We start from the raw sequence: 25,215 nt of genomic DNA, 5'->3' as shown, positions 1-25,215 counted from the left end.
GGAAGAGGACAGATCATGGACGCGCTCTACACCGCCGTCGCCACCGCCGGCTCTGCCGGTCGCGAAGGCCGCGCCGCCACCACCGACGGCCGTCTCGACGTCGTACTGGCGCCCCCGGCGGAGCTGGGCGGAAGCGGTCAGGGGACCAACCCCGAGCAGCTGTTCGCCGCCGGCTACGCCGCGTGCTTCGCCAGCGCCGTCAGCCTGGTCGGCCGGCAGAACAAGGTCGACACCAGCGACATCTCCATCACGGCCGAGGTCTCCCTTGGGAAGGACGAGACGAGCTTCGCCCTGGCGGTCGTGCTGCGCGCCGAGCTCCCCGAGGAACTGGACAACGCCGCCGGCCGCGCGCTCGTGGAGCACGCCCACCAGCTGTGCCCGTACTCCAAGGCCACCCGCGGCAACATCCCGGTCGAGCTCGTGGTGGAGTAGGGCGCCGATCCCCGTCGCACGCCCGGCCGGCGGTCGTGGCCGGGCGTGCGACGGGCCGGTCGTGCCCGGGCCGAACGGTCAGCCCCAGAACGCCCGGGCCAGTGACGCCCCGGTGAAGGCGGCGCCCAGGCCGGCGACGATGCTCGTGACCACGTTCGCCGCGGCGAAGAAGCGGGCGCCGTCCTCGGCGAGCCGCAACGTCTCGTAGGAGAACGTGGAGTACGTGGTCAGGGCCCCGCACAGTCCGGTCCCCAACAGGAGTTGCGTGTTCGAGGAGATGCCGCCGGCGGCGACCGCGCCCGTGACCAGGCCCAGGATGACGCTGCCGACGACGTTGACGCTGAAGGTGCCCCACGGGAAGACGGTGTCGTGCCTGGACTGCACGGTCCGGTCGGTCAGGTAGCGCAGCGGAGCACCCACCGCCGCGCCCACGATGACCAGCAGCCAGTTCACGTGCCCTCCTTCTCGGCACGGCCGGTGTAGCGGACGACCTCGCACTCGTCGAGGATCACCAGCCCCTGGCCGATCAGCTCGTCCAGCTCGGGCAGGAACGCGCGGATCCGGTCCTCGGTGTCGACGATGACGATCGCCACCGGGAGGTCCTCGCTCAGCGACAGCAGCCGGCTGGTGTGGATCAGCGACGACGCCCCGAAACCCTCGATACCGCGGAACACGCTGGCGCCTGCGAGCCCCGCCCGGTGCGCCCGGTGCACGACCTCCGAGAAGAGGGGCTTGTGGTGCCAGGTGTCGTTCTCGCCGATGAAGAGCGTCAGTCGGAGAGCGGTGCCGGTCAGCCTCGTCATGACTGCCTCCACTCGATGACGCGCCGGGTGAGGTTCGACGCCGCCCACACGGCCGCGAGCGCCGCGAGCATGGTGGAGGCGAGGTAGAGCAGGCCGGTCCTGGCGTGCCCGCCGTCGGCCAGACGCTGGATGTCCACGGCGTACGTGGAGAAGGTGGTGAACCCGCCGAGCACACCCGTGCCGAAGAAGGGCCTGACCAGGCGGTGCGCCGCCCACAGATCGGTGATGACCACCATGAAGACGCCGATGATCGCGCAACCGATCACGTTCACCCACAAGGTGGTCCACGGGAAGGCTCCCGCGGCGGTCGGCCACAGCTGGGCCGCCTCGTAACGGGCGCACGCCCCGATCACTCCGCCGGCGGACACGGCCGCGATGACCGGCCACTGCCCGCGCCGCGGCTCGCGCCGCCGCGCGGGTACCCGCAGATCGACGTCGGGGTCGGTGGCTTCGCTGTGCACCGGGGATCGGGCCTCTCCCACGCGGGTCTCCTACTCGCACGTCGTCCCGGGCGCGCCGGGACACACTCCATCGCAAGCAGGGACTGTCGGCGGCGCCGTCGCCGCGGTTGGGTACGGCAAGCCCCACCGCCGTGCGGTCCCTCAGGTGGCCGCCCACCCAGGGTAGCGCGAGCCGGACGCGGCCCTGTCGCGGGGGAGCGGTGCCGGGACGGGCGGACGGGGCCGCGGGCCGCGACGGGCGGGTGGGCACGCGGTGCGGACTGCGGTGGACGGGCCCGCACGCGGTGGCCGACTGCGGCGGACGGCGCACACCCGGTTGCTGGGGCCGACGCGCCGGGGCCCGTCGGCTGTGCACGTGTGTGCGCCCCTTGGCGGCGCCTGTCAGCCGTGCGCGTGTGTCCGCCTGTCCGCCGGTCGGCAGCCCGGGCGCGGGAGGCCCCGACCTCCGCGTACGCCCCCTCCCGCTCCCGCAGCCGGTCGGCCCGACGGGACGTGGCCCGGCGGGCGGGCGGCCGGCCCGGTGCCGTGGCGCGGAGTCCGGTCGACCGGATCGGTGAGGCCGCTCCTCGGACACCTCCCCTCGCTCTCCCCGCCGTACGGCGGATTGCAGGGCATGCCACCAGGGCAACAATGGGGGTGATGAAGCGGGAACCCCCACCGCCGGAGACGTCCGACGTCGAACTGCCGCCCGAGGTCGCCGCCGCCCGCCTGCGGCTGCTCGCCGAGGCGAGCCGCGCACTGGCCTCGGGGCTGGACGCGGAGGAGTCGCTGCGCCGGCTGGCCCGGCTGGTGGTGTCCCAACTGGCCGACGCCTGCGTCGTCGACGTGGTCGAGAGCGATGGCGTACGCCGGCTCACGGTCACCGACCGGGACCCGGAACGGGCGCTGCGCCTCGTGCCCGGCGGCTTCCTCCCCGGGCCGGACGACTCGGCCGCCGCCCTGGCGAAGGTGCTGCGCGGCGCGGGCCCCACGGTGGTGGCCGGCGTCGACGCGCCCGACCCGGCCGACCCCCTCCGCTGCGCCCAGTGGGCCCTGTACCGCACGCTGGGCGCCGAGACCGCGCTGATCGTCCCGATGCGCGTACGGCGGCAGGCACTGGGCGCGCTCACCTTCGTACGCCGTGCCCCGGCCGCCCCCTTCGACGAGCAGGAGCAGGCGCTCGCCGCCGACCTCGGCCAACGGGCCGGCCTCGCCCTCGACAACGCCCGGCTGTACGCGCTCCAGCAGCACACCGCCGAGCAACTGCAGCTCTCCCTGCTGCCCGACCTGACCGGGCTCGCGCACCTCCGGCTCGCCGCCCGCTACGTGGCCGCCGTCGAGCGGGCCGAGGTCGGCGGCGACTGGTACGACGCCTTCCGGCTCCCCGACGGCTCGACGATCCTCGCCATCGGCGACGTGGTCGGTCACGACCTGGCCGCCGCCGTCCGCATGGGCCAGTTGCGCAACATGCTGCGCGCGCTCGCCTACGACAGCGGTGACGACCCGGCGGGAATCATGCGCCGCCTGGACCGGGTCATGCAGGGCCTCACCGGGATCGAACTCGTCACGGCCGTCATCGCCCGCCTGACGACGCCCGCCGCGGGCCCCTGGCGGATCGAGTGGACCAACGCCGGCCACCTCCCGCCGCTGCTCGCCCAGCCCGACGGCCGCACCCGTCTGCTGGAGGAGGTGGAGGGCCACGCCCCCGTCCTGGGCTTCGACCCCGGCCTCGCCCGCGGCACCGCGACCACGGCCCTGCCGCCGGGCGCCACCTTGCTCCTGTACACCGACGGCCTCATCGAACGCCCCGGCGAGGACATCGGCCGCGGCCTGACCCGGCTGCGCCAGCACGCCGCCGCGCTCGCCCGCGAACCGCTCGCCGTCTTCCGCGACGAACTCCTCGAACGCATGAGTGACGGCCGGTACGACGACGTCGCCGTCCTGGCCCTGCGCGTGCCCTGACACGCCCTGCTCGTGCCTGACGCACCACGGCGCTCACCACGGCGTCGGGAGGTGGGAGACCCCGGCGCACGGCCGCGCTCGGGCTCCCGCCTCCCGGGGCGCGCCCGCCCGGGAGCGCGCGCCGGCCCAGCGGCCCGGCGCGCTGCGTACGGTCGGCGCGGCCTGCTCCGTACGGCCGGCTGACGCGCTCCGTACGGTCGGCGCGGCACCCTCCGTAGGGTCGGCGCGGCGCGTTTCCCGCCGTCCGCTACGCGTGCATCGGGCCGACGAGGCGGCGCAGACAGCGCACCGCGAGCACGGCGGGGGAGTCCGGCCCCTCGGCCCCCGCCTCGGTGGCGGCCCAGGTCTCCAGCGCGATACGGATCGCGTCGGTCGCGGCGGCGGCGACGAGCCGCACCTCCAGCGGGTCCGTGCCGTCGCCCGCGAGCCGGGCGATCACGGGGACGAGCCGTTCCTCCGACTCCTGGTTCACGCGGTACCAGACCGCCCGCAGCGCGGGGTCGTCCGCCGCGGCCCGCAGCAGCCCGCGTGTGCGCAGCAGTCCGTGGACGGACTCCTCGTCCGGGGCCGCCAGTGCCCGTTCGACCGCGGTCTCCAGCGCCCGGGGCACCGCCGTGCCCGGCTCGGTCTCCTCCAGCAGCGCCCGCCAGCGGTCGGCGCCGGTGGCCAGCAGAGGGCTCACCGCGTCCTGCTTGGACCGGAAGTACCGGTAGAAGGTCCGCAGCGCGACTCCCGCCCGCCCCGCGATCTCCTCGGCGGTGGTGCCGTGCGGGCCGCGGGAGGCGAAGAGCTCCGCCGCCGCGAGGGCGATGTCGAGCTGCGTGGCGGCCTTGCGGCGCTCGGTCAGGGAGGGGGACGCGTCGGTGCTCACCCGCAGAAGACTACGCCCGGTGGCCCGGCAGTGACATGGAATGCCGAAATGGCAAAACGTGCCACTCGGGCGTAACGTGACGGCCGTCGAAAGCGTCGGCGCATCAGAGGCCGACGCCGTACGGCCGTTCCGCGACGAAGCGGTCCGGCCTGGTTGGGAGTACGCATGAACCGCTATGAAGGCCGCCGCGCACTGATCACGGGCGGTGGCTCGGGCATCGGCCAGGCCACCGTGCTGCGGATCCTCGCGGAGGGCGGCGCCGTCGTGGCCGCCGACATCAGCGAGCGGGGGCTGCGCGACACCGTCGAGAAGGCCGGCCCCCACGCCGGCCGGCTCACCACGCTCGTCGTCGACGTCGCCGACGAGACCTCGGTGCGCGAGGGGGTCGCCGCCGCGGTCGCCGCGCTCGGCGGGCTCGACGTACTGGTCAACGCCGCCGGGATCCTGCGCTCCTCGCACACCCACGAGACGAGCCTCGACGCCTTCACCCAGGTCCTCCGGGTCAACCTGATCGGCACCTTCCTGGTGATCCGCGAGGCCGTCCCCGCACTGCTGGAGGGCCGAGGCGCGGCGGTCGTCAACTTCAGCTCCACGTCGGCGGTGTTCGCGCACCCGTACATGGCGGCGTACGCGGCGAGCAAGGGCGGCATCCAGTCCATGACGCACGCGCTGGCCGCCGAGTACGCGAAGCGCGGCATACGTTTCACCGCCGTGCAGCCCGGGTCCATCTCCTCCGGCATGACCGACGGCAGCGGCGCCAGCGGCCAGAGCGTGGGCCCGGGGCTGCCCGAGGACGCCGACATGAGCCTGTTCGCGAAGCTGTCCCCGGCGCTCGGCCAGGGCTTCGCCGGCCCCGAGACGGTGGCGTCCGTGGTCGCGATGCTCGGCAGCGAGGACGGCGGGTTCATCACCGGCACCGAGATCCGCGTCGACGGCGGCACCCACTTCTGACACCTCGGGCCGCACCCGCTCGCGACGGCACCACACCCGCTCGCGAGCGGGTCCGGCCGTACCCGTCCGCGACGACAGGGCCGGACCTCTTCGCGACGACACGGCCCGGCCCGGCCCGCCGCCCCACCGACCCGACACCCAAGGAGCGCACCATGAACGACCTCACCGGCAGGACCGTCGTCATCACCGGCGGAGCCCGCGGCCTCGGCGCCGAAACGGCCCGCCAGGCGATCGAGGCCGGAGCCAACGTGCTGATCACCGACGTCCTGGTGGACGAGGGCGAGGCCACCGCCGCCCGGCTCGGCGCGAACGCCCGCTTCCTGCGCCACGACGTCACCTCCGAGGAGGACTGGCGGCACGTCGCCGACACCGCGCTCGCCGAGTTCGGCGGCCTGCACGGCCTCGTCAACAACGCCGGCATCTCCACCGGCCAGTTGCTCGAGGCCGAATCCGTGGAGCACTTCCGCAAGGTGCTCGACGTCAACCTCACCGGCGTTTTCATCGGCATGCGGACCGTGATCCCCGCCATGCGGGACAACGGCGGGGGCTCTATCGTCAACGTCTCCTCCGCCGCCGGCCTGATGGGCCTCGCGCTGACGGCCGGCTACGGCGCCTCCAAGTGGGGCGTGCGCGGGCTGACGAAGATCGGCGCGGTGGAACTGGGCACGGCCCGGATCCGGGTGAACTCGGTGCACCCGGGCATGACGTACACCCCGATGACCGCGTCCGTGGGCATCGAGCGGGGCGAGGGCAAGTACCCCAACACGCCCATGGGCCGGGTCGGCGAGCCGCACGAGATCGCGAGCGCGGTCGTGTACCTGCTCTCCGACGCGGCCTCGTACGTCACCGGCGCCGAACTAGCGGTGGACGGCGGCTGGACCACCGGTCCGACCGTCCGGTACGTCATGGGGCAGTGAGCGGACACCCGCGGCTCCACTCCTCGCTCCTGGGGGCGGGGTGCGGGAACCCGCGGTGAACGGCGGAAGCCCGCGGTCCATTCCGGCCCGCCGACCGCCCCGTTCCCCGGCCGCGCAGACCGAAAATCCCGCGCCGGTCCGCCCGCACCCGAGCTACGATCTCGCCCACCCCGCCCCAGGCGACGACGAGAGCTCGCGGCGGGGCACGGTACAGGACGGCGGGGAAGCGGGACATGGGCGAGGACTTCACGGACGGCGGGGCGTCGGCGGTCCGGCCGGCGGGCGACGGGCCGCTCTGGGGCGCCCTTCCCAGCGACGACCCCCGAGCCTGGCTCGTGTGGGACGCCGGTACGCGCACCGGCGCCCGGCACCGGCCGGACCATGCGCCGTGGCCGCAGCGCGTCGCCCCGCTGCCCGCCGACCTCGCCGCGCCGCTCGACGCGTCACGTCTGGCGTCGGCCCTGTGCCATCGCGACGGCCGGATCCGCGAGCGGGCCGTGCGCCGGGCGGAGGCGTATCCCGCTCTGCTGCCGTTGATCGTGATCCGCGCGTCCGACTGGGCGGAGCCGGTCCGTGAGCGGGCCCGGGCGCTGCTGCGCCGGCTCCTGGACGTGGACACCGCCGTGGCCCTCACCCCGCTGATCCTGCTCGTCGGCCGCCGCGATCGGGGTGACGCCGCGGTCGGGCTCCTCGGCGAGGTCCTGCGCGGAGCGGACCGCCGGCGCCTCGGGCCGCTCCTGCGGCACGCCGACCGTGACGTGAGGCGGTTCGCGTACCGCCTGGCGGTCGAGCGACGCCTGATGACCTCGGCGGAGCTGGCCCGTGCGGCGGCGCGTGACGTGGACGCCGTCGTGCAGACCCTGTGCGGGGAGGCCGCCCTCGCCCGCGGCGACGAGCCGTCCGCGGGCGCTCCCGACGAGGACGTGCTCGCCCCGCTGCTCGGGGCCCGCCCGCCGCGGGTGCGCGCGATCGGCGTCACCGCACTGCGGCGGGCCGGCCGGCCGGACCGTGCCGCGGAGTTCCTGGCCGACCGCTCCGCCCTGGTGCGGGCCTGCGCGCGCTACGTCGTACGGCAGCACGGCGCCGACCCGCTGTCCTGGTACCGGCGCTGCTGCGCCGAGTCGGCCGATCCGGCGCTGCCGCCCGGTGCGGCGGCCGGGCTGGCGGAATGCGGCGACCGCTCCGACGCGGCACTGCTGTGGCCCCTGATCACCCACCCCTCCCCCGGCGTACGGGCGCAGGCGGTGGCCGGGCTGCGCACCCTGGACGTGACCGACACGCCGCGACTGCTGCCGCTGCTGGACGACACGGCGCCCGCCGTCGTCCGCGAGACGACGACGACCCTGCTGCCCTCCGCGCGGTCCCTGGACCCCGGCCGACTCACCGCGCTGCTGGCCCCTGACCGGCCGAGGCACCTGCGGGTCGCCGCGTTCCGGCTCCTCGACGCCTGCGGCGGGCTCGTACGGCTGAGGGCGTCGGTGTCGCTGCTCAAGGATCCGGACCCCCGACTGCGGTCCTGGGCCGAGCAGTCGGTCCAGGGCTGGCATCCCGCCGCCGACATGCCGCGCGGTGCGCCCGAGGCGGGCGAACTGCTGCGCGCGGGCCGCCATCTCTTCAGCGCCCACGTCTACCGGCGCCGCCTGTGGGAGGCGGGCCTCGACGACCACTGACCCCCGCCCGTCCTCACCGAAGACGTCGGCGTCTCCACCGTCATCCCAAGAGCGTGCGGAGAACGCTCGCGGGCGACCGGGCGATCACGCCAGGGGAGGTCCGGCGCCCGCGGTCTCCCGAGCGCCCGGGTGCGTAGGCGGGATCACCGCTCCGGCTCCCCGAGCAACCGGTCCGCGGTGTCGAAGCGGTGCCCCGTCGGCCCCGGCACGTCGTCAGCGCCGAAGTACGCCGACTCCGCCGTCCCCGTGAGCGCGGCCCGCAGGAAGGCCACGCACCCCGTGCCGTGGTGCTCCCACAGCGGGCCGCGCCCCTCGTTGTACAGCACCGTCCACGCGTCGGGCCGCTGCCCCGGCCGCGCCAGCCAGTACAGGAACGCCCCGGTGCCCTCCTCGAACGCCCACGGCAGGATCCGCGCGCCCGGTTCCGACAGCCCGGCCGGCCGCTCCTCGCCCGCGTCCCACAACTCGGCGAGGATCTCGGCGCGTTCGACAGCTTGCGCGTGCAGGTCGCAGTCGTCGTACGCCGAGTCGGGGACGAGCAGCCAGATGGTCCCGTCGAAGACCCCGTCCCCGTACGTCTCGACAAGTCGCTTGTAGTCGGCGGGCAGAGCGGTGCCGAGGGCCTCCTCGGCCTCCGGCCAGTCCACCGCGGGCGGCGGATCGACGGGAGGCGGACAGAGGCGTATCAGGTGGTCGAGAGCGGTCATGAGCCGAACGCTACTGGAGGCCGCCCGATCCACCACCGACTGCATGGGCCCCGCCCGGCGCCGCCACAATGGCGGGATGGATCATCGCCGCGTCGGCATACCGGAGCCGACCGACATCCCGCGCGTCGCGGTCGTCGTCGACGTGATGCGGGCCTTCACCGTGGCGGCCTGGGCCTTCGCGCGCGGGGCCGAGAGAATAGTTCTGGCGGCCTCGGAGGACGAGGCGCACCGAGGGGCTGCGCCGCGGATACCGGGGCGTCCACCCCGACGACATCGCCCTGTGTCTGGAGGCCGACAGGTTCCCCTTCGCGATGCGGGCTCGCCGGGAGGACGCCCTGACGGTGCTGCGCCCCGTCGGCCGGCCGGCCCAGCCGGCCCCGGCACGGTAGGGGCCGGGTACGGCGGCCGGCCTCGGACGCGCGGTCCGGTCACGGCCGGGGCGGCACGGGCCGCAGGGGTTACCGATTCCTGACGTACCGGCGTCGTACGGCCGCCGGGTGGCTTCGCGGCCGTACGGTCGGTGCATGCTGATCCTGGTCACCGGTGGTGCGGGCTTCATCGGCCGGCACGTCGTGAGCGCTTTCGCCGACGCGGGGCACGAGGTGCGCGTGCTCGATTCGCTGCTGCCCGCCGCGCACCGCGACGCCCCGCCGATCGCCGACGGGGCGGACTTCAGGCGCGGGGACGTGCGGGACGCGGCTGCCGTGGCCGAGGCCCTGCGAGGTGTGGACGCCGTCTGCCACCAGGCGGCGATGGTGGGACTGGGCAAGGACTTCGGTGACGCTCCCGACTACGTGGGCTGCAACGATCTCGGTACCGCCGTGCTGCTGGCGGGCATGGCCGGGGCCGGGGTGCGGCGGCTGGTCCTCGCGAGTTCGATGGTGGTCTACGGGGAGGGGCGCTACGACTGCCCGGCCCACGGCACCGTACGGCCCGGCCCGCGTCGGGTGGCCGATCTGGAGGCGGGACGGTTCGAGCCGCCCTGCCCGAGGTGCGGCGAGCCGCTCGTGCCCGGCACGGTGACCGAGGACGCCCCGCTCGATCCGCGCAACGTCTACGCCGCCACCAAGCTCGCGCAGGAACACCTCGCCGCCGCGTGGGCGCGGGCGACGGGCGGGCGGGTGGCCGCGCTGCGCTACCACAACGTGTACGGGCCCGGGATGCCGCGGGACACCTTCTACGCGGGCGTCGCCGCGCTGTTCCGGTCCGCGCTGGAGCGCGGTGAGGCGCCGCTGGTGTTCGAGGACGGCGGCCAGCGACGGGACTTCGTCCACGTACGGGACGTCGCCGGGGCCAACCGCGCGGCCCTGGACGGGCTGGCCGCGCTGCCGGAGGGGACGGCGCGGGCGTACAACGTCGGCAGCGGCGAGCCGCACACCGTGGGGGAGATGGCCGCCGCACTGGCCGAGGCGCACGGCGGGCGGGCGCCCGTCGTCACCGGGCGGTACCGTCTCGGCGACGTCCGCCACATCACCGCCTCCTCACGCCGGCTGCGCGAGGAACTGGACTGGACGGCGCGGGTCGGGTTCGCGGAAGGGATGGCGCGGTTCGCCACGGCGGCGCTGCGGGGCGGCTGACACACCGGCAGCCCAGGACACGTGTGTCCCGCCGCCGTGTGGGGCGGGGGCACACGTGTCTCAGGCGGCGGCGGGCAGGCGTACCTCGAAACGGCAGCCGCCGGGGACGTTGGAGACGGCCGCGCGTCCGTGGTGGGCCTCGACGATCCCGCGGACGATCGCCAGCCCGAGACCCGCCCCGGCCGGCGGCGTTCGCGCGTCGGTGCCGCGCCAGCCGGTGTCGAAGACGCGCGGCAGGTCCTCGGGGGGAATGCCGCCGCAGCCGTCGGTCACCGACACCACGACGCTGTCCGCCTCCCGGCGGGCGGAGACCGCGACCGTGCCGTCGGACGGCGTCCGGCGGATCGCGTTGACGAGCAGATTGGCCAGGACCCGGGACATCTCGCGACCGTCCACCTCGACCGGGACGGGTTCGACCCCGTCGCCGACGATCCGCACGCCGTGCTCCCTGGCCAGGGCGTCGGCGCCCGCGAGCGCGTCGCCGACGAGGTCGTAGACCGACATCCGCGTGGTGTTCAGGGCGAGGACCCCGGCTTGGATGCGGGAGAGCTCGAAGAGGTCGCCGACCATGCCGCCCATGCGCTCGACCTCGGCGCGGATACGGGCGTGGTAGACGCCAGGATCGTCGACCACGCCGTCCTCCAGCGCCTCCGCCATGGCCTGCAGCCCGGCGAGCGGGGTGCGCAGGTCGTGCGAGATCCAGGCGACCAGTTCGCGCCGGGAGTCCTCCAGGGCCCGCTGCCGCTCCCGGGACGCGGCGAGCTTGGCGCTGGTGGCGGCGAGTTCGCCGGCCAGCTCGGCGAGTTCGGCGGTGGGCGCCGCGGCGGGCGGGGTGAAGCTGCCGCTGTCGCCGAGGGAGCGGGTGGCCTCGGCCAGTGCCCGGCTGCCGCGGACGACACCGCGGCCGAGCGCCAGCGCCACCGCGAGCGAGACGATCGCCGCGATGGAGCAGACCGTCGTCACGACCCACAGGTCGTGGTCGGACAGGAGCATGGCCCAGGACACCAGCAGGGTTCCGGCGAGCATCGCCGCGACCGCGACGGCGGCCACCACGGCCAGGGACAGCGCGACGGAGCGGTGGCGCAGCAGCCGCAGGGCGCCCATGCCGAGCAGGCCCGCTCCCGCCGCCCCGACAGCCGCGTAGAGCACGATGAGCAGGGTGTCGCGCACCGTCATCGGCCCCCGTCCGGCGCCGGTGGGGCGTCGAAGCGGTATCCCACGCCCCAGACGGTGCTGATCAGGGCGGGGTGCGCCGGGTCGTCCTCGATCTTCTCACGCAGCCGGCGGACGTGGACGGTGACGGTCGACAGGTCGCCGAACTCCCAGCCCCACACCCGGCGCATCAGCTCCTCGCGGCTCGTCGCCCGGCCCGGGTGTCGCAGGAAGTACTCCAGCAGGTCGAACTCCCTGATGGTCAAAGGAAGTTGCGTGTCATGGCGGGTGGCGCGGCGGGCGTGCGGGTCCAGGGCGAGGGGGCCGGCCCGCAGCCGGGCCGCGTCCGGGCCGGAGTGGGCCGGGGGCGTCGCGCCCGCGCGGCGGAGCACCGACTGGACCCTCAGGACGAGTTCGCGGGGGCTGAAGGGCTTGGTGACGTAGTCGTCCGCTCCGACCTCCAGACCGAGGATGCGGTCCTCCTCGTCGCCGCGGGCCGTCAGCATGATCACGGGGAGCGGGCCGTTCGCACGGATGCGCCGGCAGACCTCCAGCCCGTCCATGCCGGGCAGCATCAGGTCGAGCACCACCAGGTCGGGCGGCCGAGCGGCGGCGCGGGCCGTGGCGGTGGGGCCGTCGGCCGCCACGTCGACGGCGAAGCCCGCCCGGTCCAGATAGCCGCTGACGACCTCGGAGACGGTGGGGTCGTCGTCCACGACGAGTACGCGTTTCACACGGTCGAGTCTCGCACCGGCGTGCGGCCGTCGGCGCGGACGGCGGCCGACGTCAGCACTCCGTAAGATCGCGCAATCCCTTATGTCCCGTTCGTCCTCGTAGGGTGAGTGGAGTGATCGAGACCTCCTCCTCTTCACCCGCTCCCGTGGACGTGGTGCTGCCCTGCCTCGACGAGTCCGAGGCCCTGCCGTGGGTGCTTGACCGCATCCCCGCCGGATGGCGCGCGATCGTCGTCGACAACGGCTCGACCGACGGCTCGGCGGACATCGCCCGCGCACTCGGAGCGCACGTGGTTCCCGAACCGCGGCGCGGGTTCGGCGCGGCCTGCCACGCGGGCCTGACCGCCGCCACCGCGGACGTCGTCTGCTTCTGCGACTGCGACGCCAGCCTCGACCCGGCCCTCCTGCCGGCCGTGGCCGGGCCCGTCCTCGACGGCTCCGCCGACCTCGTACTGGGCCGCCGCAGGCCTCTCACGCGCCGCGCCTGGCCGCTGCACGCCCGCCTGGCCAACATGGAACTGGCCCGCCTGGTCCGCCGGCGCACCGGACTGCGGCTGCACGACCTCGGCCCGATGCGCGCCGCCCGCCGCGCACCCCTCCTCGCCCTGGACCTGACCGACCGTCGCTCCGGCTACCCGCTGCAGACGGTGGTCCGGGCGGCCGACGCGGGCTGGCGGGTGACGGAGACGGACGTGCCGTACCGGCCGCGAACGGGACGCTCGAAGGTCACCGGCACCTGGCGCGGAACCTGGCAGGCGGTACGGGACATGCGCGCGGTCCTCGCCGAGCGCCCCGGCGCCCACCCGGCGCCCGACGCCGCTCCGGGGACCCTCCGATGAGCGCCGGGTCCCTGGCCACACTGCTGGTCATCGCCAAGGAACCCGTCCCGGGCCGGGTCAAGACCCGGCTCACCCCGCCCTACACACCGGGGGAAGCCGCCGCCCTGGCCGAGGCGGCCCTCGCCGACACCCTGCACACGGTGCTGCGGGTGCCGGCCCGCCGCCGCGTCCTGGTGCTCGCCGGCGCGCCTGGCCCCTGGCTGCCGCCCGGCTTCGACGTCGCGGCCCAGCGGGCCGGCGGCCTGGACGAGCGGATCGCCGCCGCGTTCGGCCTCTGCGACCGGGGACCGGCCCTGCTGGTCGGCATGGACACGCCCCAACTGACCGCGGAGCTCGTCGAGGAGGTCGGCGGTGACGGCCACGACGCCTGGTTCGGGCCCGCCGCGGACGGAGGCTTCTGGGCGCTGGGCATCGCCGAGCCGGCGCGCGCCGCGGCCCTCGTGCGCGGTGTGCCGATGTCCACCCGCGACACGGGCGCGATCCAGCGCCGGCGGCTGGCCGAGGCGGGGCTGAGGGTGAGCGACCTGCCGGTGCTGCGCGACGTGGACACCGCCGCGGACGCCGCCGAGGTGGCCGCCCGCTGCGCCGCCGGCTCACGGTTCGCCGCGACCGTGGCCGCGCTCGCCCGGGCCGGGCGGTGAACGGCATGCGGAACGGCACGGACCCCGCCCCCGCGCCGTCGCCGGCCCGGACCACCCCCCACCGGCCCCCACGGGCGTCCGTGACCCGACTGACCGAGCAGCGCCGACAGCCCCCTGCGACCGACCGGACGACTCCTGCCCCGCAAGCCGCTTCTGTCCCGCGGACGACTCCGGTCCCGCAGGCAGCCTCTCTCCAGGCGGCTCCTGCCCAGCAGGCGACTCCCGCGCCGCAGGCAGCTTCTCTCCTGGAGGCGGCTCCTGCCCAGCAGGCGGCTAGTCTCCGGGAGACGACTCCCGTCCCTCAGACGACTCCCGTCCCTCAGACGACTCCCGTCCCTCAGACGACTCCAGTCCCGCAGGCGGCTTCCGTTCAGCAGGCGGCTTCCGCCTCGGAGGCGGCTTCCGGGCGGCCGGCGGCCGCCCGCGCCCGGCGGACCGCCCCCGTCCGGTGGTCCGACCAGGCCGTCCCCACCCCGCGGTCCGGCTCCGGCGGGCCGTGGATCGACGATCCCTACGGCCGTGCCCTGCGCACCGGCCGTGGCCCGCTCCATCTGCGTCGTCTGTCACCCGCGGCCCCTCCCGGCGGAACCGGGAAGCCGGGGGAGCTGCTGCCGCTGGACGTTGAACGCTGGTGCGCCGCCCCCGACGCCGCCGACAGCGGTGTCCTCGACCGCTGCGCCGGGTCCGTCCTGGACGTCGGCTGCGGACCGGGACGCCTGGTGGCGGCGCTGGCCGCCCGGGGCGTGCGGGCGCTCGGCGTCGACGTCAGCCCGGCCGCGGTGACGCGGACCCGGCGGCGCGGTGGCGCCGCGCTGCGCCGGTCCGTCTTCGACCGGCTGCCGGAGGAAGGCCGCTGGGACACCGTCCTGCTGATCGACGGCAACGTGGGGATCGGCGGCGACCCGGTCGCCCTGCTCACCCGTCTGCGGGCCGTGGCCGCGCCCGGCGGCCGGCTGCTCGCGGAGGCCGCCCCGGACGACGTCGACGAATACCTCACCGTCCGGGTCGAGGACGCCCACGGCCGGCACGGCCGCCCCTTCCCCTGGGCCCGACTCGGTCCCACCGCACTGCGCCGGGCCGCCGAGACCGCGGGCTGGAGCCCCACCGGCAGGTGGACGGCCCAGGGCCGCCGGTTCCTGGAACTGCGGTGCCCGGTCCCGGAGCGGCACGCCCGGCGCCCCGATGCCACCGGGAGGCCCGAACTCCCGTGAACGACACCGCCTTTCCGCACCGCCGCCGCCCCCGGCCGCCGGCCGGCCCGGTCCCGGCCCCCGTGAGGCGCACGACGGCACGCGTCGGCGCCGCCGCCACCGCGGTGCTCCTCGCCGCTCTCACCGCCGTCGTCGTGAACACCGTCCGGGCGGGCGACGACGAGCACGACGCGGGCCGCCTGCTGGCCGGATACGCGATCGCCTGGTCGCTGTTCGCCGGCGCGGCGTGGGCCGTGCGCAAGGTCCCCGAACGGGCCGCGACCGGCCTCGTCCTGGTCGGCGCGGCCGCCGTGGCGGTGGCCGGCCTCGCCGCTCCGCCCCGCACCAGTACCGACATGTACCGCTACGCCTGGGACGGCCGGGTGCAGGCCGCCGGGATCTCCCCGTACGCACACCCGCCCGCCGCGCCCCAGCTCACCGGGCTGCGCGACGACTGGCTCTTCCCCGACCGGGGTTCGTGCCGGGGCTGGGGGCTGACCCGGACCCGCGACGGCCTGTGCGTCCGTATCAACCGTCCCACCGTCCCCACCATCTACCCGCCCGTCGCCGAGGGCTGGTTCCTCACCGTCCACCTCCTGTCACCCCCGGGAAGCCGCCACAAGCCGCTCCAGGTCGGCGGCGCCGTCCTGGCGTTCGGCACCACCGTCGCCCTGCTCGCCGTGGGGCGCCGACGGGGCGACCCGCGGCGAGCGCCGGCCCGCGCGGCCCTGTGGGGCTGGTGCCCGGCCGTCCCCTTCGAAGCGGTCGACAACGCCCATGTCGACACCCTCGGCGTCCTGCTCACCGTGCTCGCCCTCGGCACGGCCACCGCCGGCGCCCGGCGCGGCGCGTTCCTCGGCGCCGCCACCGCGGTGAAGCTGCTGCCCGTGCTGGCGCTCCCGGGCGCGCTCTCCGGCGAGCGGAACCCGGCGCGGGCGGCACGCACGGTGGCGGCCCTGCTCGCCGTGTTCGCGCTCGTCTACCTTCCCTATGTCATCGCCTCCGGCGCGGGCGTGCTGGGCTACCTGCCCGGCTACCTGCGGGAGGAGGGGTACCAGCCCGGCGACGTCCACCGCTTCGCCCTGCTCCGGCTGCTGCTGCCGGACGCCGCCGCCGAAGCGACCGCCGCCGTGCTGCTCGCCCTGACGGCCGGATACGCGTGGTGGCGCGGGGACCCGCTCCGCCCCTGGCGCGGCGCCCTGCTGCTGACCGGCACCGCCTTGCTGCTGGTCTCGCCCAATTACCCTTGGTACTCGCTGCTCGTCGTCGGCCTCGTCGCCCTCGACGGCCGCTGGGAGTGGCTGACCGTCACCCTCGCCGGCACCGTCCTCTACCTCGGCGGCCGTCTGCTGCCCGGCTTCCCCGTGCAGGCGTCGGCGTACGGCACCGCCGCCGTGTGCGTCGCCCTCGGAGCGGTGCTGCGCGCCCTGCCGGCCCGGCGCCACCGCCCGGGACCACACGTCACCGGTGCCGGGCACCCACCCGGCACGGACCGGTGACGCCGGCCGGGCCGGCCCCCGCAGGGACCGGATGGACGCGGGGGCGCCGCGCCGGACCCGCGGGGCCCCTCACCGGCCCGGTCGGCCTGTTCGGTACGGACCGGATGGACGCGGGGCGCTACGCCGGACCCGCGGGGCCCCTCACCGGCCCGGTCGGCCTGTCCGGTCCCGGTCGGCCCGGTCGCCCACTCCGCCGTCCGGCTGACGGCGCACACCCGCACCGCGCCGGAGGCGGCCGGCCGCCCGGGCCTGTGGCAGTTTGTACGCGCCGCTGTGCCGGGCACCGCCCGCGCCCCCCGAAGGGCGGTGCCCGGCGAAGTCGTGCCCCAAGAGGGAGGAGACGGCCGATGGACCGAGGCGGACGGCCGCCCTCGCACCCGCCCCGCGCACCGCGGACCACGGCGCGCGGAGGGCGTGTGCGCAGGCGCCTTGGGCGGGCACGCGCCACCGCGGCCGCCCTCGTCGGCCGGGTCGCCGACGGTGCCCGGAGCGCCGTACGCCGGGCCCGGCGGACGCCACCGCCGCCGGGTCCGTTCCGTCCCGGATTCTGGCGCAGTCCCCTCCGCGGGCCCTGGCTCACCTCCGTGTTCGGCCTGGTCCTGCTGGCCGGCATCCCGCTGATGTTCCTCACCGGGGCCCTCTCGTACGCCGCCTACAACCCCGATCTGGGCCCGCTCAACGACCAGACCCCCGACAAGGGGATCCTCGGCTTCTACCTCTTCGACTGGCCCACGCACCCCTACTGGCTGTACCGGCTGACCCAGGGCGTGCACGTCACACTCGGCGTGACGCTCGTGCCGGTGCTGCTGGCCAAACTCTGGTCCGTCATCCCCAGACTGTTCGAGTGGCCGCCGGTGCGGAGCGTCGCCCACGCACTGGAACGGCTGTCACTGCTCGCACTGGTCGGCGGGGCCGTCTTCGAGTTCGTCACCGGGCTCCTCGACATCCAGCTCCTCTACGTCTTCCCCGGCTCCTTCTACACCCTGCACTTCTACGGGGCCTGGGTCTTCATGGCCGCCTTCGTCGTCCACGTCGGCCTCAGGCTCGGCCGGATGACGCGCGCCCTGCGCTCGCGGAGCCTGACCGGCGAGCTGCGCACCGACCTCGCCCACACCCGGCCCGAACCCCCCGATCCCGACGGCCTGGTGCCCCTCGCGCCCCGAGCGCCGACCATGACCCGTCGCGGCGCGGTCGGCATGGTGGGCACGGGGTCGCTGCTCCTGCTCGCGGTCACGGCCGGACAGAGCATCGGCGGCTCCCTGCGCGAAAGCGCGCTCCTCGCTCCGCACGACCGCGACCCGGGCGCCGGCCCCAACGGATTCCAGATCAACAAGACGGCCGCCGCCGTCGGCGTCACCCGCGAGCTCGTGGGCCCCGACTGGCGGCTGGAGCTCCGCGGTCACGGCCGGTCCCTGGTCCTCACCCGGGCGCAGCTCCTCGCGCTGCCCCAGCACGCCGCCGCCCTGCCGATCGCGTGCGTGGAAGGGTGGTCCACCGCCGACCAGCACTGGAGCGGGCTGCGCCTGACGGATCTGGCCGCCATGGCGGGGCTGCCCCGCGGCGGCAGCGTCCTGGTGGAGTCCGTCCAGCCCCCGGGCCCGTACAGCTCGGTGGTGCTGCGGGGAAACCAGATCCACGACCCCCGCGCGCTGCTGGCCCTGCGCGTGGGCGGTGCCGACCTCTCGCTCGACCACGGCTACCCCGCCCGCGTCATCGTCCCGGCCAACCCCGGTGTGAACAACACCAAGTGGGTGCACCGGCTCACCTTCACGGCATGACCATGGGCCGCTTCGTCCGCTGGTACGGCTCCAGCCCCCTGCACCTGCTGGCCGTGGTGTGCTCCTTCGCCCTCACCGGCTATGCCGTGGTGCGCCTGTTCGCCGTACGGCCCCTCGCCGTCGCCGTCTGGTTCGTCGGGGCGGCGGTCGTCCACGACCTGATCCTGCTGCCCCTCTACTCGCTCGCCGACCTGGCGGTCCTCGACGTGCTGCGCCACCGGCCCACCCGCGCGCCGCGACTGCCGTGGATCAACCACCTGCGCGTTCCCGCGTTCCTCTCCGGTGTGCTCCTGCTCGTCTGGTTCCCCCTGATCCTCGGCCTCTCCGCCCCCTACCCCGGCGCCGCCGGGCTGTCCGAGGACGTCTACCTGGGACGCTGGCTGGCCATCACGGGCGTGTTGTTCGGCGTCTCCGCCGTGGCCTTCGCCCGCACCGTGCGCCGGTCGCGCCGCGGCGCCCGGGGCGGCGGGCGGCGCCGGCCGGTCCGGGGCGCGGACACGACACGCAGGCGACACCGGTAGCGCCGCGCCGGCGGCCGCACCCCACGGGGGCGCGCGGCCGAGCGGTCCGCCTCTTCTCCGCTCTCCTTGCAACGTTGTAAAGTGCGGCGTGTTCGCCCGCGCTCGGCTTCGTCCGGGCGGCGGCCGGGGGCCCTGGTGGCGCCCGGGGCGTCTGCGTTCCGCTCTTCCGCTTCCTGTGAGGAGAACCATGGCTGTGTGCACGGCTACGCGCGAGGACCTGCCCGGCGACGCCTTCGAGGACCCGGTCGAACGCTGGACGCTCCGCTCGCCCAGCGGCGTCGAGGCGTCGGTGCTCACCCTCGGCGCCGTGCTGCAGTCCCTGCGGGTGCCCGACGCCGTCGGCACCGCCGTGGAGGACGTGGTGCTGCGCCTGCCGGGTCCGCGCGAGTACGCCGGGAACGGGGCGTATCTCGGGGCCGTCGTCGGTCGGTACGCCAATCGCATAGCCGGCGGACGGTTCCGCATCGACGGAACCGTCCACCAGGTGCCCGTGAACGATCGCGGCAACGCCCTGCACGGCGGGACGGACGGGTTCGACCGGCGGGTGTGGCGGGCGCGGCCGCTCACGTACGCCGACGGCTCCGCGGGTGTGCGGATGGGGCTCGACAGCCCCGACGGGGACCAGGGTTTCCCCGGCGCGCTGGCCGTCACCGTCGACTACGTCCTGCGCCCGGACGGGACCCTCGTGCTGGACTGCACCGCCCGCACCGACCGGCCCACCGTCGTCAACCTGACGCACCACGCCTACTTCAACCTCAGCGGCCGGCCCGAACTCGGCGTCCTCGGCCATGTGCTGACGGTGGACGCCGACGCCTATCTGCCGATCGACGACACCTCCGTCCCGCTGCCGGGCCCGCCGAAGCCGGTGGGCGGCACGCCGTTCGACTTCACCGCGCCGCGCCGGCTGGGCGCGGACATCGGCGCGCCGCATCCGCAGCTCGCCACCGCGGGCGGCTACGACCACTGCTGGGTGCTGCGCGGCCACGCGTGGAGCCGTACGCAGGGCGGCGCGCGGCCCCTGGGGGACGCACCGGACGGGGCCGTGGCCCCGCACCGCGCGGCGCGGCTGGAGGATCCGGGCAGCGGGCGGGTCATGGAGGTGCGCACCACCGAGCCCGGGTTGCAGGTGTACACCGGGCAGCAGCTGGACGGCACCCTCAAGGACTCCGTGGGACGGCCGCTGGCCGGGCACGCCGGAGTGTGCCTGGAGACCCAGCACTTCCCCGACTCGCCCAACCGGCCGGAGTATCCGAGCACCGAGGTGCGGCCGGGCCGGCCCCTGCGCAGCCGCACCGAGTTCGCCTTCCCGCACCTGTGGGGCCCCGCCCGCGACGGGCTCCCGGCCGGCTGACCGCCCCGGGGGACCGGGAACGGCCTACCGCGGACGGCGTACCGCCGGTGGCGTACCGCGGACGGCGGGCGGCGCGCGGCGTGCGGTCCCCGGGGGCGGGGGCGGGACCGGTTCCTCCGCCGCTCAGCGTCGCCGCTCGACGGTGGACTCCCTGACCACCAGCTCGAAGCCGGGAAGGATGCGCCGCGGCACGGGCGGGGTGCGGGCGGCGATGCGCTCCACGACGCAGTCGACGGCGATCTGCGCGATGGCCTGCTTGTCGGGGGCCACCGTGGTCAGCGCCACCGCCGCGTACCGGGCCTCCTCGATGTCGTCGAACCCGGCCACCGCGATGTCCTGCGGGACGCGCAGCCCGCGTTCGGCGAGCACCCGCATCGCCCCGAGGGCGACCATGTCGTTGAAGGCGAACACGGCGTCGGGCCGCTCGCCCCGGTCCAGCAGCGCGGCCATGCCCGCCGCGCCGTCCTGGCGGTCGAAGCCGTCGGTGGCGACGATCAGCGCCTCGGGCGGCTTCAGCCCGGCCGAGGTGTGCGCCTCCCGCCAGCCGCGCAGCCGCAGGTGCGCGGGTGTCCGCGCGCTCTCCCGGCGGGCGCCGAGGAAGGCGACGCGGCGGCGGCCGGTGTCGAGCAGGTGCTGGACCGCGGCGCGGGCCGCCGCCACGTTGTCGATGGCGATGTGGTCGAAGGGGGCCTCGTACTCGCGCTCCCCGAGGAGCACCAGGGGCGAGGTGTCGGTCCGCGAGAGCAGGTCCTCGGTCTCCATGCGGATCGGGCTGAGGATGAGACCGTCGATGATCTGGGCGCGGAAGCCCTGGCAGACCAGGACCTCCTTCTCGCGCAGTCCCGCCGTGTGGTCCAGCAGGACGGTGTAGTCGTGCCGGGCCGCCGCGTCGATGACGGCGCCGGCGACCTCGGAGAAGTAGGGGTTGCCCAGCTCGGGGACGGCCAGGGCGATGATGCCGGTGCGGCCGTTGCGCAGATGGCGGGCGACGAGGTTGGGCCGGTACCCGAGCTCGTCGATGGCCCGCTGCACCCGCGCCCGGGTCCGGGGAGAGACATGGACATAGTTGTTCACGACGTTCGACACAGTCTTGACGGAGACCCCGGCGCGCTGTGCGACGTCCTTCAGGCTGACGCCCACTGAACTCCTTTGGTCGGGCGGGGGGCGTCCCGGGCCGGCGCGGACCGCGGTCCGGTCCGGGACGCCGGACGCGCCGAACGGTCGGCCGGCCCCGGGACGGCGTCCCGGTCCAGGCGGTCAGTCCGTCCGCTGCCGGGAGCGGCTGAGCAGGGTCTGGGCCAGGACCACGACAGCCAGGAAGGCGCCGTTGACGGTGTCGGTGAAGGCGGATCCGTACTGGGAGAAGTAGTGGTCGATCAGGTTGTGGATGACGGCCAGCACCAGGACGCCGCTCGCCGTTCCGCCGATCGAGCCGCTGCCGCCGGTCAGGAGGGTGCCGCCGATCACCACGGAGGCGATGGCGGTGAGCTCGTAGCCGACGCCGATCGTGGTGACGCCCGAGCCCAGGCGGGCGCTGCCGAGCGCGCCCGCCGCCGCCGCGAGGGTGGCCGACAGGACGTAGACGAGGACCTTGGTGCGGGCCACGGGCAGGCCCATCAGCGAGGCCGCGTTCTCGTTGCCGCCGAGCGCGGTGACCGTGGCGCCGAACCGGGTGCGGGTGAGCAGCAGGGCGCCGAGGGCGAACAGCGCGGCGACGATCAGCACCGGTGTCCAGGTGCCCTCGCCCAGGTGCCGGAACGCCGAGCCGGGCGGGACGAGATACGTGGTGGCCCCCTCGTCGGTCAGCGCCTGCAACAGCCCGCGCGCGCCCAGCAGTCCGGCGAGGGTGACGATGAACGGCGCCATCCGGGCCCGGGAGACGAGCAGGCCCTGCACCGTGCCCCACAGCGCGCCGACGGCGAGCGGCAGCACGACGGCGAGCCAGGTGCCGCCGCTGTGCGCGCCGTAGGCGCCGAGGACGCCGCCGAGCGCGTACATGGAGCCGACCGACAGGTCGATGCCGCCGGTGAGGATGACGAAGGTCATCCCGAGCGCCAGCAGCCACACGAAGGCGTTGTTGCCGAGGATGCTGGAGATGTTGGACCAGGTCGGGAAGGTGTCGGAGGTCGCGGAGGCGATGGCGACCATCAGCACCAGCACGGCCAGGGCGCCCCGGCGCTGGATGTGGGAGGCCAGGCGTTCGCGCAGCGCGGCCGGCTGCGCCGCGTCGGGCGCGCCTCCCGCCGGCGCCGTGGCGGGCCGCAGGGCGGAGGGGCTCATCGAGTACCACGCTCCTGTGAGGCGTAGACCGCGCAGCAGATGATGGCGGCCTCCACGAGTTGGGTGTAGGACGTGTGCACGTTGTGCTGGGTGAGGACGGCGGTGATCAGCTGCATGAACAGCGCGCCCGCCACCGTGCCGAGGACGCGGACCCGGCCGCCGGTCAGCGGGGTGCCGCCGACGACGACCGCGGTGATGGCGTTGAGCTCCATGTTGAGGCCCTGGTTGGCGGGGTCCGCCTCCGCGCCGTGCCCGACGATCATCGCGCCCGCGAAGGCGGCGAGGACGCCGGACAGGACGTAGACGGTGACGAGGACGCGGCGCACCGGCAGGCCGGCCAGCTTGCTCGCCTGCCGGTTGTCGCCGATGGCGACCAGCTGCCGGCCGAAGGTGGTACGGCGCACCAGCAGCGCGGTCAGCACCGCGCACACCCCGGCTATCCACGCCATGAGCGGCACGCCCGCGAAGCCGTCCGAACCGAGGCTCAGCAGCCCCGAGTCCATGACCGGCTTGGCCGAGTTGCCGTTGATCAGCTCGGCGACGCCGCGCAGGCCGATCATCAGGGAGAGGGTGGCGACGATCGGCTGGATGCGGGCGAAGGCCACCATGGTCCCGCCGACCGCTCCCGAGACCGCGCCGAACACCAGCGCGATCAGCACGGCGAGCGGCGCGCCGTAGCCGATGTAGAGCGGGACGACCGAGGCGGCCACGGCGATGACCGCGCCGACCGACAGGTCGACGCCCTCCGTGCCGATGACCAGGGCCATGCCGAGCGCGACCATCAGGGTCGGCGCGACCTGGAAGAGCTGGATGCGGACGTTGCCCGCGGACAGGAACGAGCTGTCCAGGACGGCGGCCACGACGAACAGGACGACCAGCGCCGCGTAGACACCGTACGCCTGGAGCAGTCGGGTCAGCCGGGCGCGGTCCAGCAGGTCCGGGCCGGCCCAGGTGGTGGGAGTCATCGGGGCTCCTCCTTCGTCAGGGCCGGGCCGGTCGATCGGTCCTGCGCCCGCGGGTCCTCGTCGTCGGCGTCCACGGCGCCGTCAGCGGCGCGTACGGCCCTCCCTGCGCCCTCGGGCGCCCGCGCGCCGTCCCGTGGTCGCGCGTACGCCGTCTTCACGCCGTCGTCCGGTTCCGTGGCGCCTGGTTCCGCGGCGCCTGGCGTCGCGCTGTCGTCCGGTTCCGTGGCGCCTGGTGTCGTGTCGGCTGGTGTCGCGCCGTCGTCCGGTCCCGCGTCGCCCGTCGTCGCGCCGTCGTCGGGAGCGGCGGAGGCGAGCGTGTCGAGCACGGCCCGCTCGGTCACGTCCTCGCCCTCGAGCCGGCCGACGGTCCGGCCGTCCTTGAGGACCACGATCCGGTCCGAGCCCTCGATCAGTTCCTCCAGGTCCGAGGAGATCAGCAGCACCCCGAGTCCCTGCTCGGCGAGTTCGTCGATGAGCGCCTGCACCTCCGCCTTGGCGCCCACGTCGATACCGCGGGTGGGCTCGTCCAGCAGCAGCACCTTGGGGTCCAGGCACAGCCAGCGGGCCAGCAGCACCTTCTGCTGGTTGCCGCCGGACAGGTCGCTGACCTTCTGGTCGGGGCCGGACGCCTTGATGCGCAGCCGCTCCATGAAGAAGCGCACCACCTCGTCCTGCTTGGCCTGCGAGATCACACCCGCCCGGGCGAGCCTCGGCAGCAGGGCGAGCGAGATGTTCTCCTTCACCGACAGATTGGGCAGGATGCCCTCCGTCTTGCGGTCCTCGGCGAGCATCACGACCCCGGCCTTGATGGCGGCGGCCGGGCTGCGGCGGGCCAGTACGGTCCCGTCCACCTCGACGGTGCCGCCGTCCGTGGCCAGCGCGCCCGTGATCGCCTTGGCGGTCTCGCTGCGCCCGGCCCCGAGCAGCCCGCCGAGCCCGACGACCTCGCCGCGGTGGATGTCGAGGCCGACGTCGTGCACCCGGTGCCGCACGGTCAGTCCGGTGGCGCGCAGCGCCGGCACGCCCTCGCGCCGGTCGTGCTGGTCGGCGCCGAACGCGGTGGCGCCCTTGGCCCGGACGGTGGACATCTCCCGGCCGAGCATGAGCGAGATGAGCTGGAGCCGTTCCAGACCGGCCATGTCGCCGGTGTGCACGACCGCCCCGTCCCGCATCACCGTGACCCGGTCGCAGATCGCGTACAGCTCGTCGAGGCGGTGGCTGACGTAGACGACGGCGATGCCCTGCCGCTTGAGGTCGCGGATCACCGAGAACAGGGTCTCCACCTCGCGCGGTTCGAGCGACGAGGTCGGCTCGTCCATCACGACCACGCGGGCGTCGATCTGCACGGCGCGGGCCAGCGCCACCATCTGCTGGGCGCCCAGGCCCAGCGAACCGAGTGGGCGGGTGACGTCCACGTCCACGCCGTAGCGCTTCAGCGCCTCGGCCGCCAGGCGGTTCATCGCCCGTACGTCGACCAGGCCGAAGCGGCGCGGCTCGCGGCCCAGGCACAGGTTGCGGGCCACCGACATCAGCGGGACGAGGTTGACCTCCTGGTAGATGGTCGAGATGCCGGCAGCCTGCGCCTCCAGCGGGTTGCGGAAGGCGCGTTCCTCGCCCGCGAAGCGGATCCGGCCCGCGTCGGGCCGGTACACGCCGGTCATCACCTTGATCAGTGTCGACTTCCCGGCGCCGTTCTCGCCGATGAGCGCGTGCACCTCACCGGGACGCAGGTGGAAGTCCACCCCGCGCAGGGCGTGGACGCCCGCGAAGCTCTTGTCCACCCCGGCGACTTCCACGATCCAGTCGCTGCGAGGTGCCGGGTCCAGCTGGACCAACGTCTTCCTCCTCATGCGGGCCGCCGGCGGTCACCGCCGGTCGGCCGGGCCGGCCGGGGTCACGGCCTCACGGCCCGGCCCCGGCGCGCCCGTTGCGAAT

General features: G+C 75.2%; 24 protein-coding genes and 1 pseudogene. 14 read left to right on the top strand and 11 right to left on the bottom strand.

The genetic code is table 11. From position 1 onward, the window contains the following. The first annotated feature begins 15 nt into the window (after positions 1-15). Positions 16-432 (top strand): organic hydroperoxide resistance protein, encoded by a 417-nt coding sequence (locus tag ACH5A8_RS29615; RefSeq protein ID WP_399007040.1) that lies wholly within the window; start codon positions 16-18, stop codon positions 430-432. Between the two features lie 78 nt (positions 433-510). Here ACH5A8_RS29615 and crcB (ACH5A8_RS29610) read toward each other — a convergent pair whose 3' ends face one another. The 3 genes from crcB (ACH5A8_RS29610) to crcB (ACH5A8_RS29600) are packed head-to-tail and all read right to left on the bottom strand — an operon-like array spanning position 511 to position 1,696. Beyond that, positions 511-885: a fluoride efflux transporter CrcB gene (gene crcB, locus ACH5A8_RS29610; RefSeq protein ID WP_399007039.1), complete on the bottom strand. Its 375-nt coding sequence runs from the start codon at positions 883-885 to the stop codon at positions 511-513. Next, on the bottom strand, positions 882-1,235 hold the full coding sequence (locus tag ACH5A8_RS29605; protein WP_399007038.1) for a DUF190 domain-containing protein: 354 nt from the start codon (positions 1,233-1,235) through the stop codon (positions 882-884). Before ACH5A8_RS29605 ends, crcB (ACH5A8_RS29610) begins: the two co-directional genes overlap by 4 nt. Further along, a complete protein-coding gene (gene crcB, locus ACH5A8_RS29600; RefSeq protein ID WP_399007227.1) occupies positions 1,232-1,696 on the bottom strand; it encodes a fluoride efflux transporter CrcB in 465 nt (154 codons plus the stop codon). Before crcB (ACH5A8_RS29600) ends, ACH5A8_RS29605 begins: the two co-directional genes overlap by 4 nt. Before the next feature lie 639 nt (positions 1,697-2,335). Between crcB (ACH5A8_RS29600) and ACH5A8_RS29595 the strand changes: the two genes are divergently transcribed. Then, entirely contained in the window at positions 2,336-3,637 is a 1,302-nt protein-coding gene (locus ACH5A8_RS29595; RefSeq protein WP_399007037.1) for a PP2C family protein-serine/threonine phosphatase, read from the top strand. A 247-nt stretch (positions 3,638-3,884) separates the two neighbouring features. Here the strand turns inward: ACH5A8_RS29595 and ACH5A8_RS29590 are convergent, their stop codons facing one another. Continuing rightward, positions 3,885-4,508, bottom strand: coding sequence for a TetR family transcriptional regulator (locus tag ACH5A8_RS29590; protein ID WP_399007036.1), 624 nt, complete (start codon positions 4,506-4,508; stop codon positions 3,885-3,887). Between the two features lie 165 nt (positions 4,509-4,673). Between ACH5A8_RS29590 and ACH5A8_RS29585 the strand changes: the two genes are divergently transcribed. The 3 genes from ACH5A8_RS29585 (at position 4,674) to ACH5A8_RS29575 (ending at position 8,046) form a co-directional block, all read left to right on the top strand. Beyond that, on the top strand, positions 4,674-5,459 hold the full coding sequence (locus tag ACH5A8_RS29585; protein ID WP_399007035.1) for an SDR family NAD(P)-dependent oxidoreductase: 786 nt from the start codon (positions 4,674-4,676) through the stop codon (positions 5,457-5,459). A 152-nt stretch (positions 5,460-5,611) separates the two neighbouring features. Then, a complete protein-coding gene (locus ACH5A8_RS29580; RefSeq protein WP_399007034.1) occupies positions 5,612-6,376 on the top strand; it encodes a glucose 1-dehydrogenase in 765 nt (254 codons plus the stop codon). Positions 6,377-6,609: 233 nt separating this feature from the next. After that, a complete protein-coding gene (locus tag ACH5A8_RS29575) occupies positions 6,610-8,046 on the top strand; it encodes a hypothetical protein (RefSeq protein ID WP_399007033.1) in 1,437 nt (478 codons plus the stop codon). Between the two features lie 143 nt (positions 8,047-8,189). Here ACH5A8_RS29575 and ACH5A8_RS29570 read toward each other — a convergent pair whose 3' ends face one another. Beyond that, on the bottom strand, positions 8,190-8,753 hold the full coding sequence (locus ACH5A8_RS29570; RefSeq protein WP_399007032.1) for an SMI1/KNR4 family protein: 564 nt from the start codon (positions 8,751-8,753) through the stop codon (positions 8,190-8,192). A gap of 76 nt (positions 8,754-8,829) precedes the next feature. Here ACH5A8_RS29570 and ACH5A8_RS29565 point away from each other — a divergent pair. Both ACH5A8_RS29565 and ACH5A8_RS29560 read left to right on the top strand, forming a co-directional pair. Then, positions 8,830-8,979: pseudogene (locus tag ACH5A8_RS29565) on the top strand (2-phosphosulfolactate phosphatase); the annotation flags it as partial. Positions 8,980-9,277: 298 nt separating this feature from the next. Continuing rightward, a complete protein-coding gene (locus ACH5A8_RS29560) occupies positions 9,278-10,330 on the top strand; it encodes an NAD-dependent epimerase/dehydratase family protein (RefSeq protein ID WP_399007031.1) in 1,053 nt (350 codons plus the stop codon). Positions 10,331-10,390: 60 nt separating this feature from the next. Here ACH5A8_RS29560 and ACH5A8_RS29555 read toward each other — a convergent pair whose 3' ends face one another. After that, positions 10,391-11,506 carry a sensor histidine kinase gene (locus tag ACH5A8_RS29555; RefSeq protein ID WP_399007030.1) on the bottom strand — a complete coding sequence of 372 codons (1,116 nt, stop codon included), beginning with the start codon at positions 11,504-11,506 and terminating at the stop codon, positions 10,391-10,393. Then, on the bottom strand, positions 11,503-12,216 hold the full coding sequence (locus ACH5A8_RS29550) for a response regulator transcription factor (RefSeq protein WP_399007029.1): 714 nt from the start codon (positions 12,214-12,216) through the stop codon (positions 11,503-11,505). Before ACH5A8_RS29550 ends, ACH5A8_RS29555 begins: the two co-directional genes overlap by 4 nt. 113 nt (positions 12,217-12,329) lie before the next feature. On the opposite strand from ACH5A8_RS29550, the gene ACH5A8_RS29545 reads away from it, so the two are divergent. The 7 genes from ACH5A8_RS29545 (at position 12,330) to ACH5A8_RS29515 (ending at position 20,035) form a co-directional block, all read left to right on the top strand. After that, on the top strand, positions 12,330-13,055 hold the full coding sequence (locus tag ACH5A8_RS29545) for a glycosyltransferase family 2 protein (protein WP_399007028.1): 726 nt from the start codon (positions 12,330-12,332) through the stop codon (positions 13,053-13,055). Then, complete coding sequence (locus ACH5A8_RS29540) at positions 13,052-13,696, top strand: DUF2064 domain-containing protein (RefSeq protein WP_399007027.1); 645 nt, start codon at positions 13,052-13,054, stop codon at positions 13,694-13,696. Before ACH5A8_RS29545 ends, ACH5A8_RS29540 begins: the two co-directional genes overlap by 4 nt. 500 nt (positions 13,697-14,196) lie before the next feature. Further along, positions 14,197-14,907 carry a methyltransferase domain-containing protein gene (locus ACH5A8_RS29535; protein WP_399007226.1) on the top strand — a complete coding sequence of 237 codons (711 nt, stop codon included), beginning with the start codon at positions 14,197-14,199 and terminating at the stop codon, positions 14,905-14,907. A 62-nt stretch (positions 14,908-14,969) separates the two neighbouring features. Further along, complete coding sequence (locus ACH5A8_RS29530) at positions 14,970-16,385, top strand: glycosyltransferase 87 family protein (protein ID WP_399007026.1); 1,416 nt, start codon at positions 14,970-14,972, stop codon at positions 16,383-16,385. 584 nt (positions 16,386-16,969) lie between these two features. After that, complete coding sequence (locus tag ACH5A8_RS29525; protein ID WP_399007025.1) at positions 16,970-18,163, top strand: molybdopterin-dependent oxidoreductase; 1,194 nt, start codon at positions 16,970-16,972, stop codon at positions 18,161-18,163. Further along, a complete protein-coding gene (locus tag ACH5A8_RS29520) occupies positions 18,160-18,684 on the top strand; it encodes a hypothetical protein (protein ID WP_399007024.1) in 525 nt (174 codons plus the stop codon). The genes ACH5A8_RS29525 and ACH5A8_RS29520 overlap by 4 nt, the downstream gene beginning before the upstream one ends. 187 nt (positions 18,685-18,871) lie before the next feature. Further along, positions 18,872-20,035 (top strand): aldose epimerase family protein, encoded by a 1,164-nt coding sequence (locus ACH5A8_RS29515; RefSeq protein WP_399007023.1) that lies wholly within the window; start codon positions 18,872-18,874, stop codon positions 20,033-20,035. A gap of 123 nt (positions 20,036-20,158) precedes the next feature. On the opposite strand, the gene ACH5A8_RS29510 is transcribed toward ACH5A8_RS29515, so the two are convergent. The 4 genes from ACH5A8_RS29510 to ACH5A8_RS29495 all read right to left on the bottom strand — a co-directional run bounded on the left by ACH5A8_RS29510 (position 20,159) and on the right by ACH5A8_RS29495 (position 25,130). After that, complete coding sequence (locus ACH5A8_RS29510) at positions 20,159-21,175, bottom strand: LacI family DNA-binding transcriptional regulator (protein WP_399007022.1); 1,017 nt, start codon at positions 21,173-21,175, stop codon at positions 20,159-20,161. A gap of 117 nt (positions 21,176-21,292) precedes the next feature. Then, complete coding sequence (locus ACH5A8_RS29505; RefSeq protein ID WP_399007021.1) at positions 21,293-22,315, bottom strand: ABC transporter permease; 1,023 nt, start codon at positions 22,313-22,315, stop codon at positions 21,293-21,295. After that, on the bottom strand, positions 22,312-23,280 hold the full coding sequence (locus ACH5A8_RS29500; protein WP_399007020.1) for an ABC transporter permease: 969 nt from the start codon (positions 23,278-23,280) through the stop codon (positions 22,312-22,314). The genes ACH5A8_RS29505 and ACH5A8_RS29500 overlap by 4 nt, the downstream gene beginning before the upstream one ends. Continuing rightward, positions 23,277-25,130 carry a sugar ABC transporter ATP-binding protein gene (locus ACH5A8_RS29495; RefSeq protein ID WP_399007019.1) on the bottom strand — a complete coding sequence of 618 codons (1,854 nt, stop codon included), beginning with the start codon at positions 25,128-25,130 and terminating at the stop codon, positions 23,277-23,279. Before ACH5A8_RS29495 ends, ACH5A8_RS29500 begins: the two co-directional genes overlap by 4 nt. Positions 25,131-25,215 lie beyond the last annotated feature (85 nt).

It is taken from the genome of Streptomyces sp. NPDC018610, assembly GCF_044391765.1.
GTDB lineage: Bacteria > Actinomycetota > Actinomycetes > Streptomycetales > Streptomycetaceae > Streptomyces.
This window is presented reverse-complemented; position numbering and strand designations above follow the sequence as displayed.

Excerpts from the sequence above, each read along its gene's own strand:
- ACH5A8_RS29615 (WP_399007040.1), top strand. The coding sequence starts at position 16 with ATGGACGCGCTCTACACCGCCGTCGCCACCGCCGGCTCTGCCGGTCGC.
- ACH5A8_RS29605 (WP_399007038.1), bottom strand. The coding sequence starts at position 1,235 with ATGACGAGGCTGACCGGCACCGCTCTCCGACTGACGCTCTTCATCGGC.
- ACH5A8_RS29595 (WP_399007037.1), top strand. The coding sequence starts at position 2,336 with ATGAAGCGGGAACCCCCACCGCCGGAGACGTCCGACGTCGAACTGCCG.
- ACH5A8_RS29585 (WP_399007035.1), top strand. The coding sequence starts at position 4,674 with ATGAACCGCTATGAAGGCCGCCGCGCACTGATCACGGGCGGTGGCTCG.
- ACH5A8_RS29580 (WP_399007034.1), top strand. The coding sequence starts at position 5,612 with ATGAACGACCTCACCGGCAGGACCGTCGTCATCACCGGCGGAGCCCGC.
- ACH5A8_RS29575 (WP_399007033.1), top strand. The coding sequence starts at position 6,610 with ATGGGCGAGGACTTCACGGACGGCGGGGCGTCGGCGGTCCGGCCGGCG.
- ACH5A8_RS29570 (WP_399007032.1), bottom strand. The coding sequence starts at position 8,753 with ATGACCGCTCTCGACCACCTGATACGCCTCTGTCCGCCTCCCGTCGAT.
- ACH5A8_RS29560 (WP_399007031.1), top strand. The coding sequence starts at position 9,278 with ATGCTGATCCTGGTCACCGGTGGTGCGGGCTTCATCGGCCGGCACGTC.
- ACH5A8_RS29555 (WP_399007030.1), bottom strand. The coding sequence starts at position 11,506 with ATGACGGTGCGCGACACCCTGCTCATCGTGCTCTACGCGGCTGTCGGG.
- ACH5A8_RS29540 (WP_399007027.1), top strand. The coding sequence starts at position 13,052 with ATGAGCGCCGGGTCCCTGGCCACACTGCTGGTCATCGCCAAGGAACCC.
- ACH5A8_RS29520 (WP_399007024.1), top strand. The coding sequence starts at position 18,160 with ATGACCATGGGCCGCTTCGTCCGCTGGTACGGCTCCAGCCCCCTGCAC.
- ACH5A8_RS29515 (WP_399007023.1), top strand. The coding sequence starts at position 18,872 with ATGGCTGTGTGCACGGCTACGCGCGAGGACCTGCCCGGCGACGCCTTC.
- ACH5A8_RS29505 (WP_399007021.1), bottom strand. The coding sequence starts at position 22,315 with ATGAGCCCCTCCGCCCTGCGGCCCGCCACGGCGCCGGCGGGAGGCGCG.
- ACH5A8_RS29500 (WP_399007020.1), bottom strand. The coding sequence starts at position 23,280 with ATGACTCCCACCACCTGGGCCGGCCCGGACCTGCTGGACCGCGCCCGG.
- ACH5A8_RS29495 (WP_399007019.1), bottom strand. The coding sequence starts at position 25,130 with ATGAGGAGGAAGACGTTGGTCCAGCTGGACCCGGCACCTCGCAGCGAC.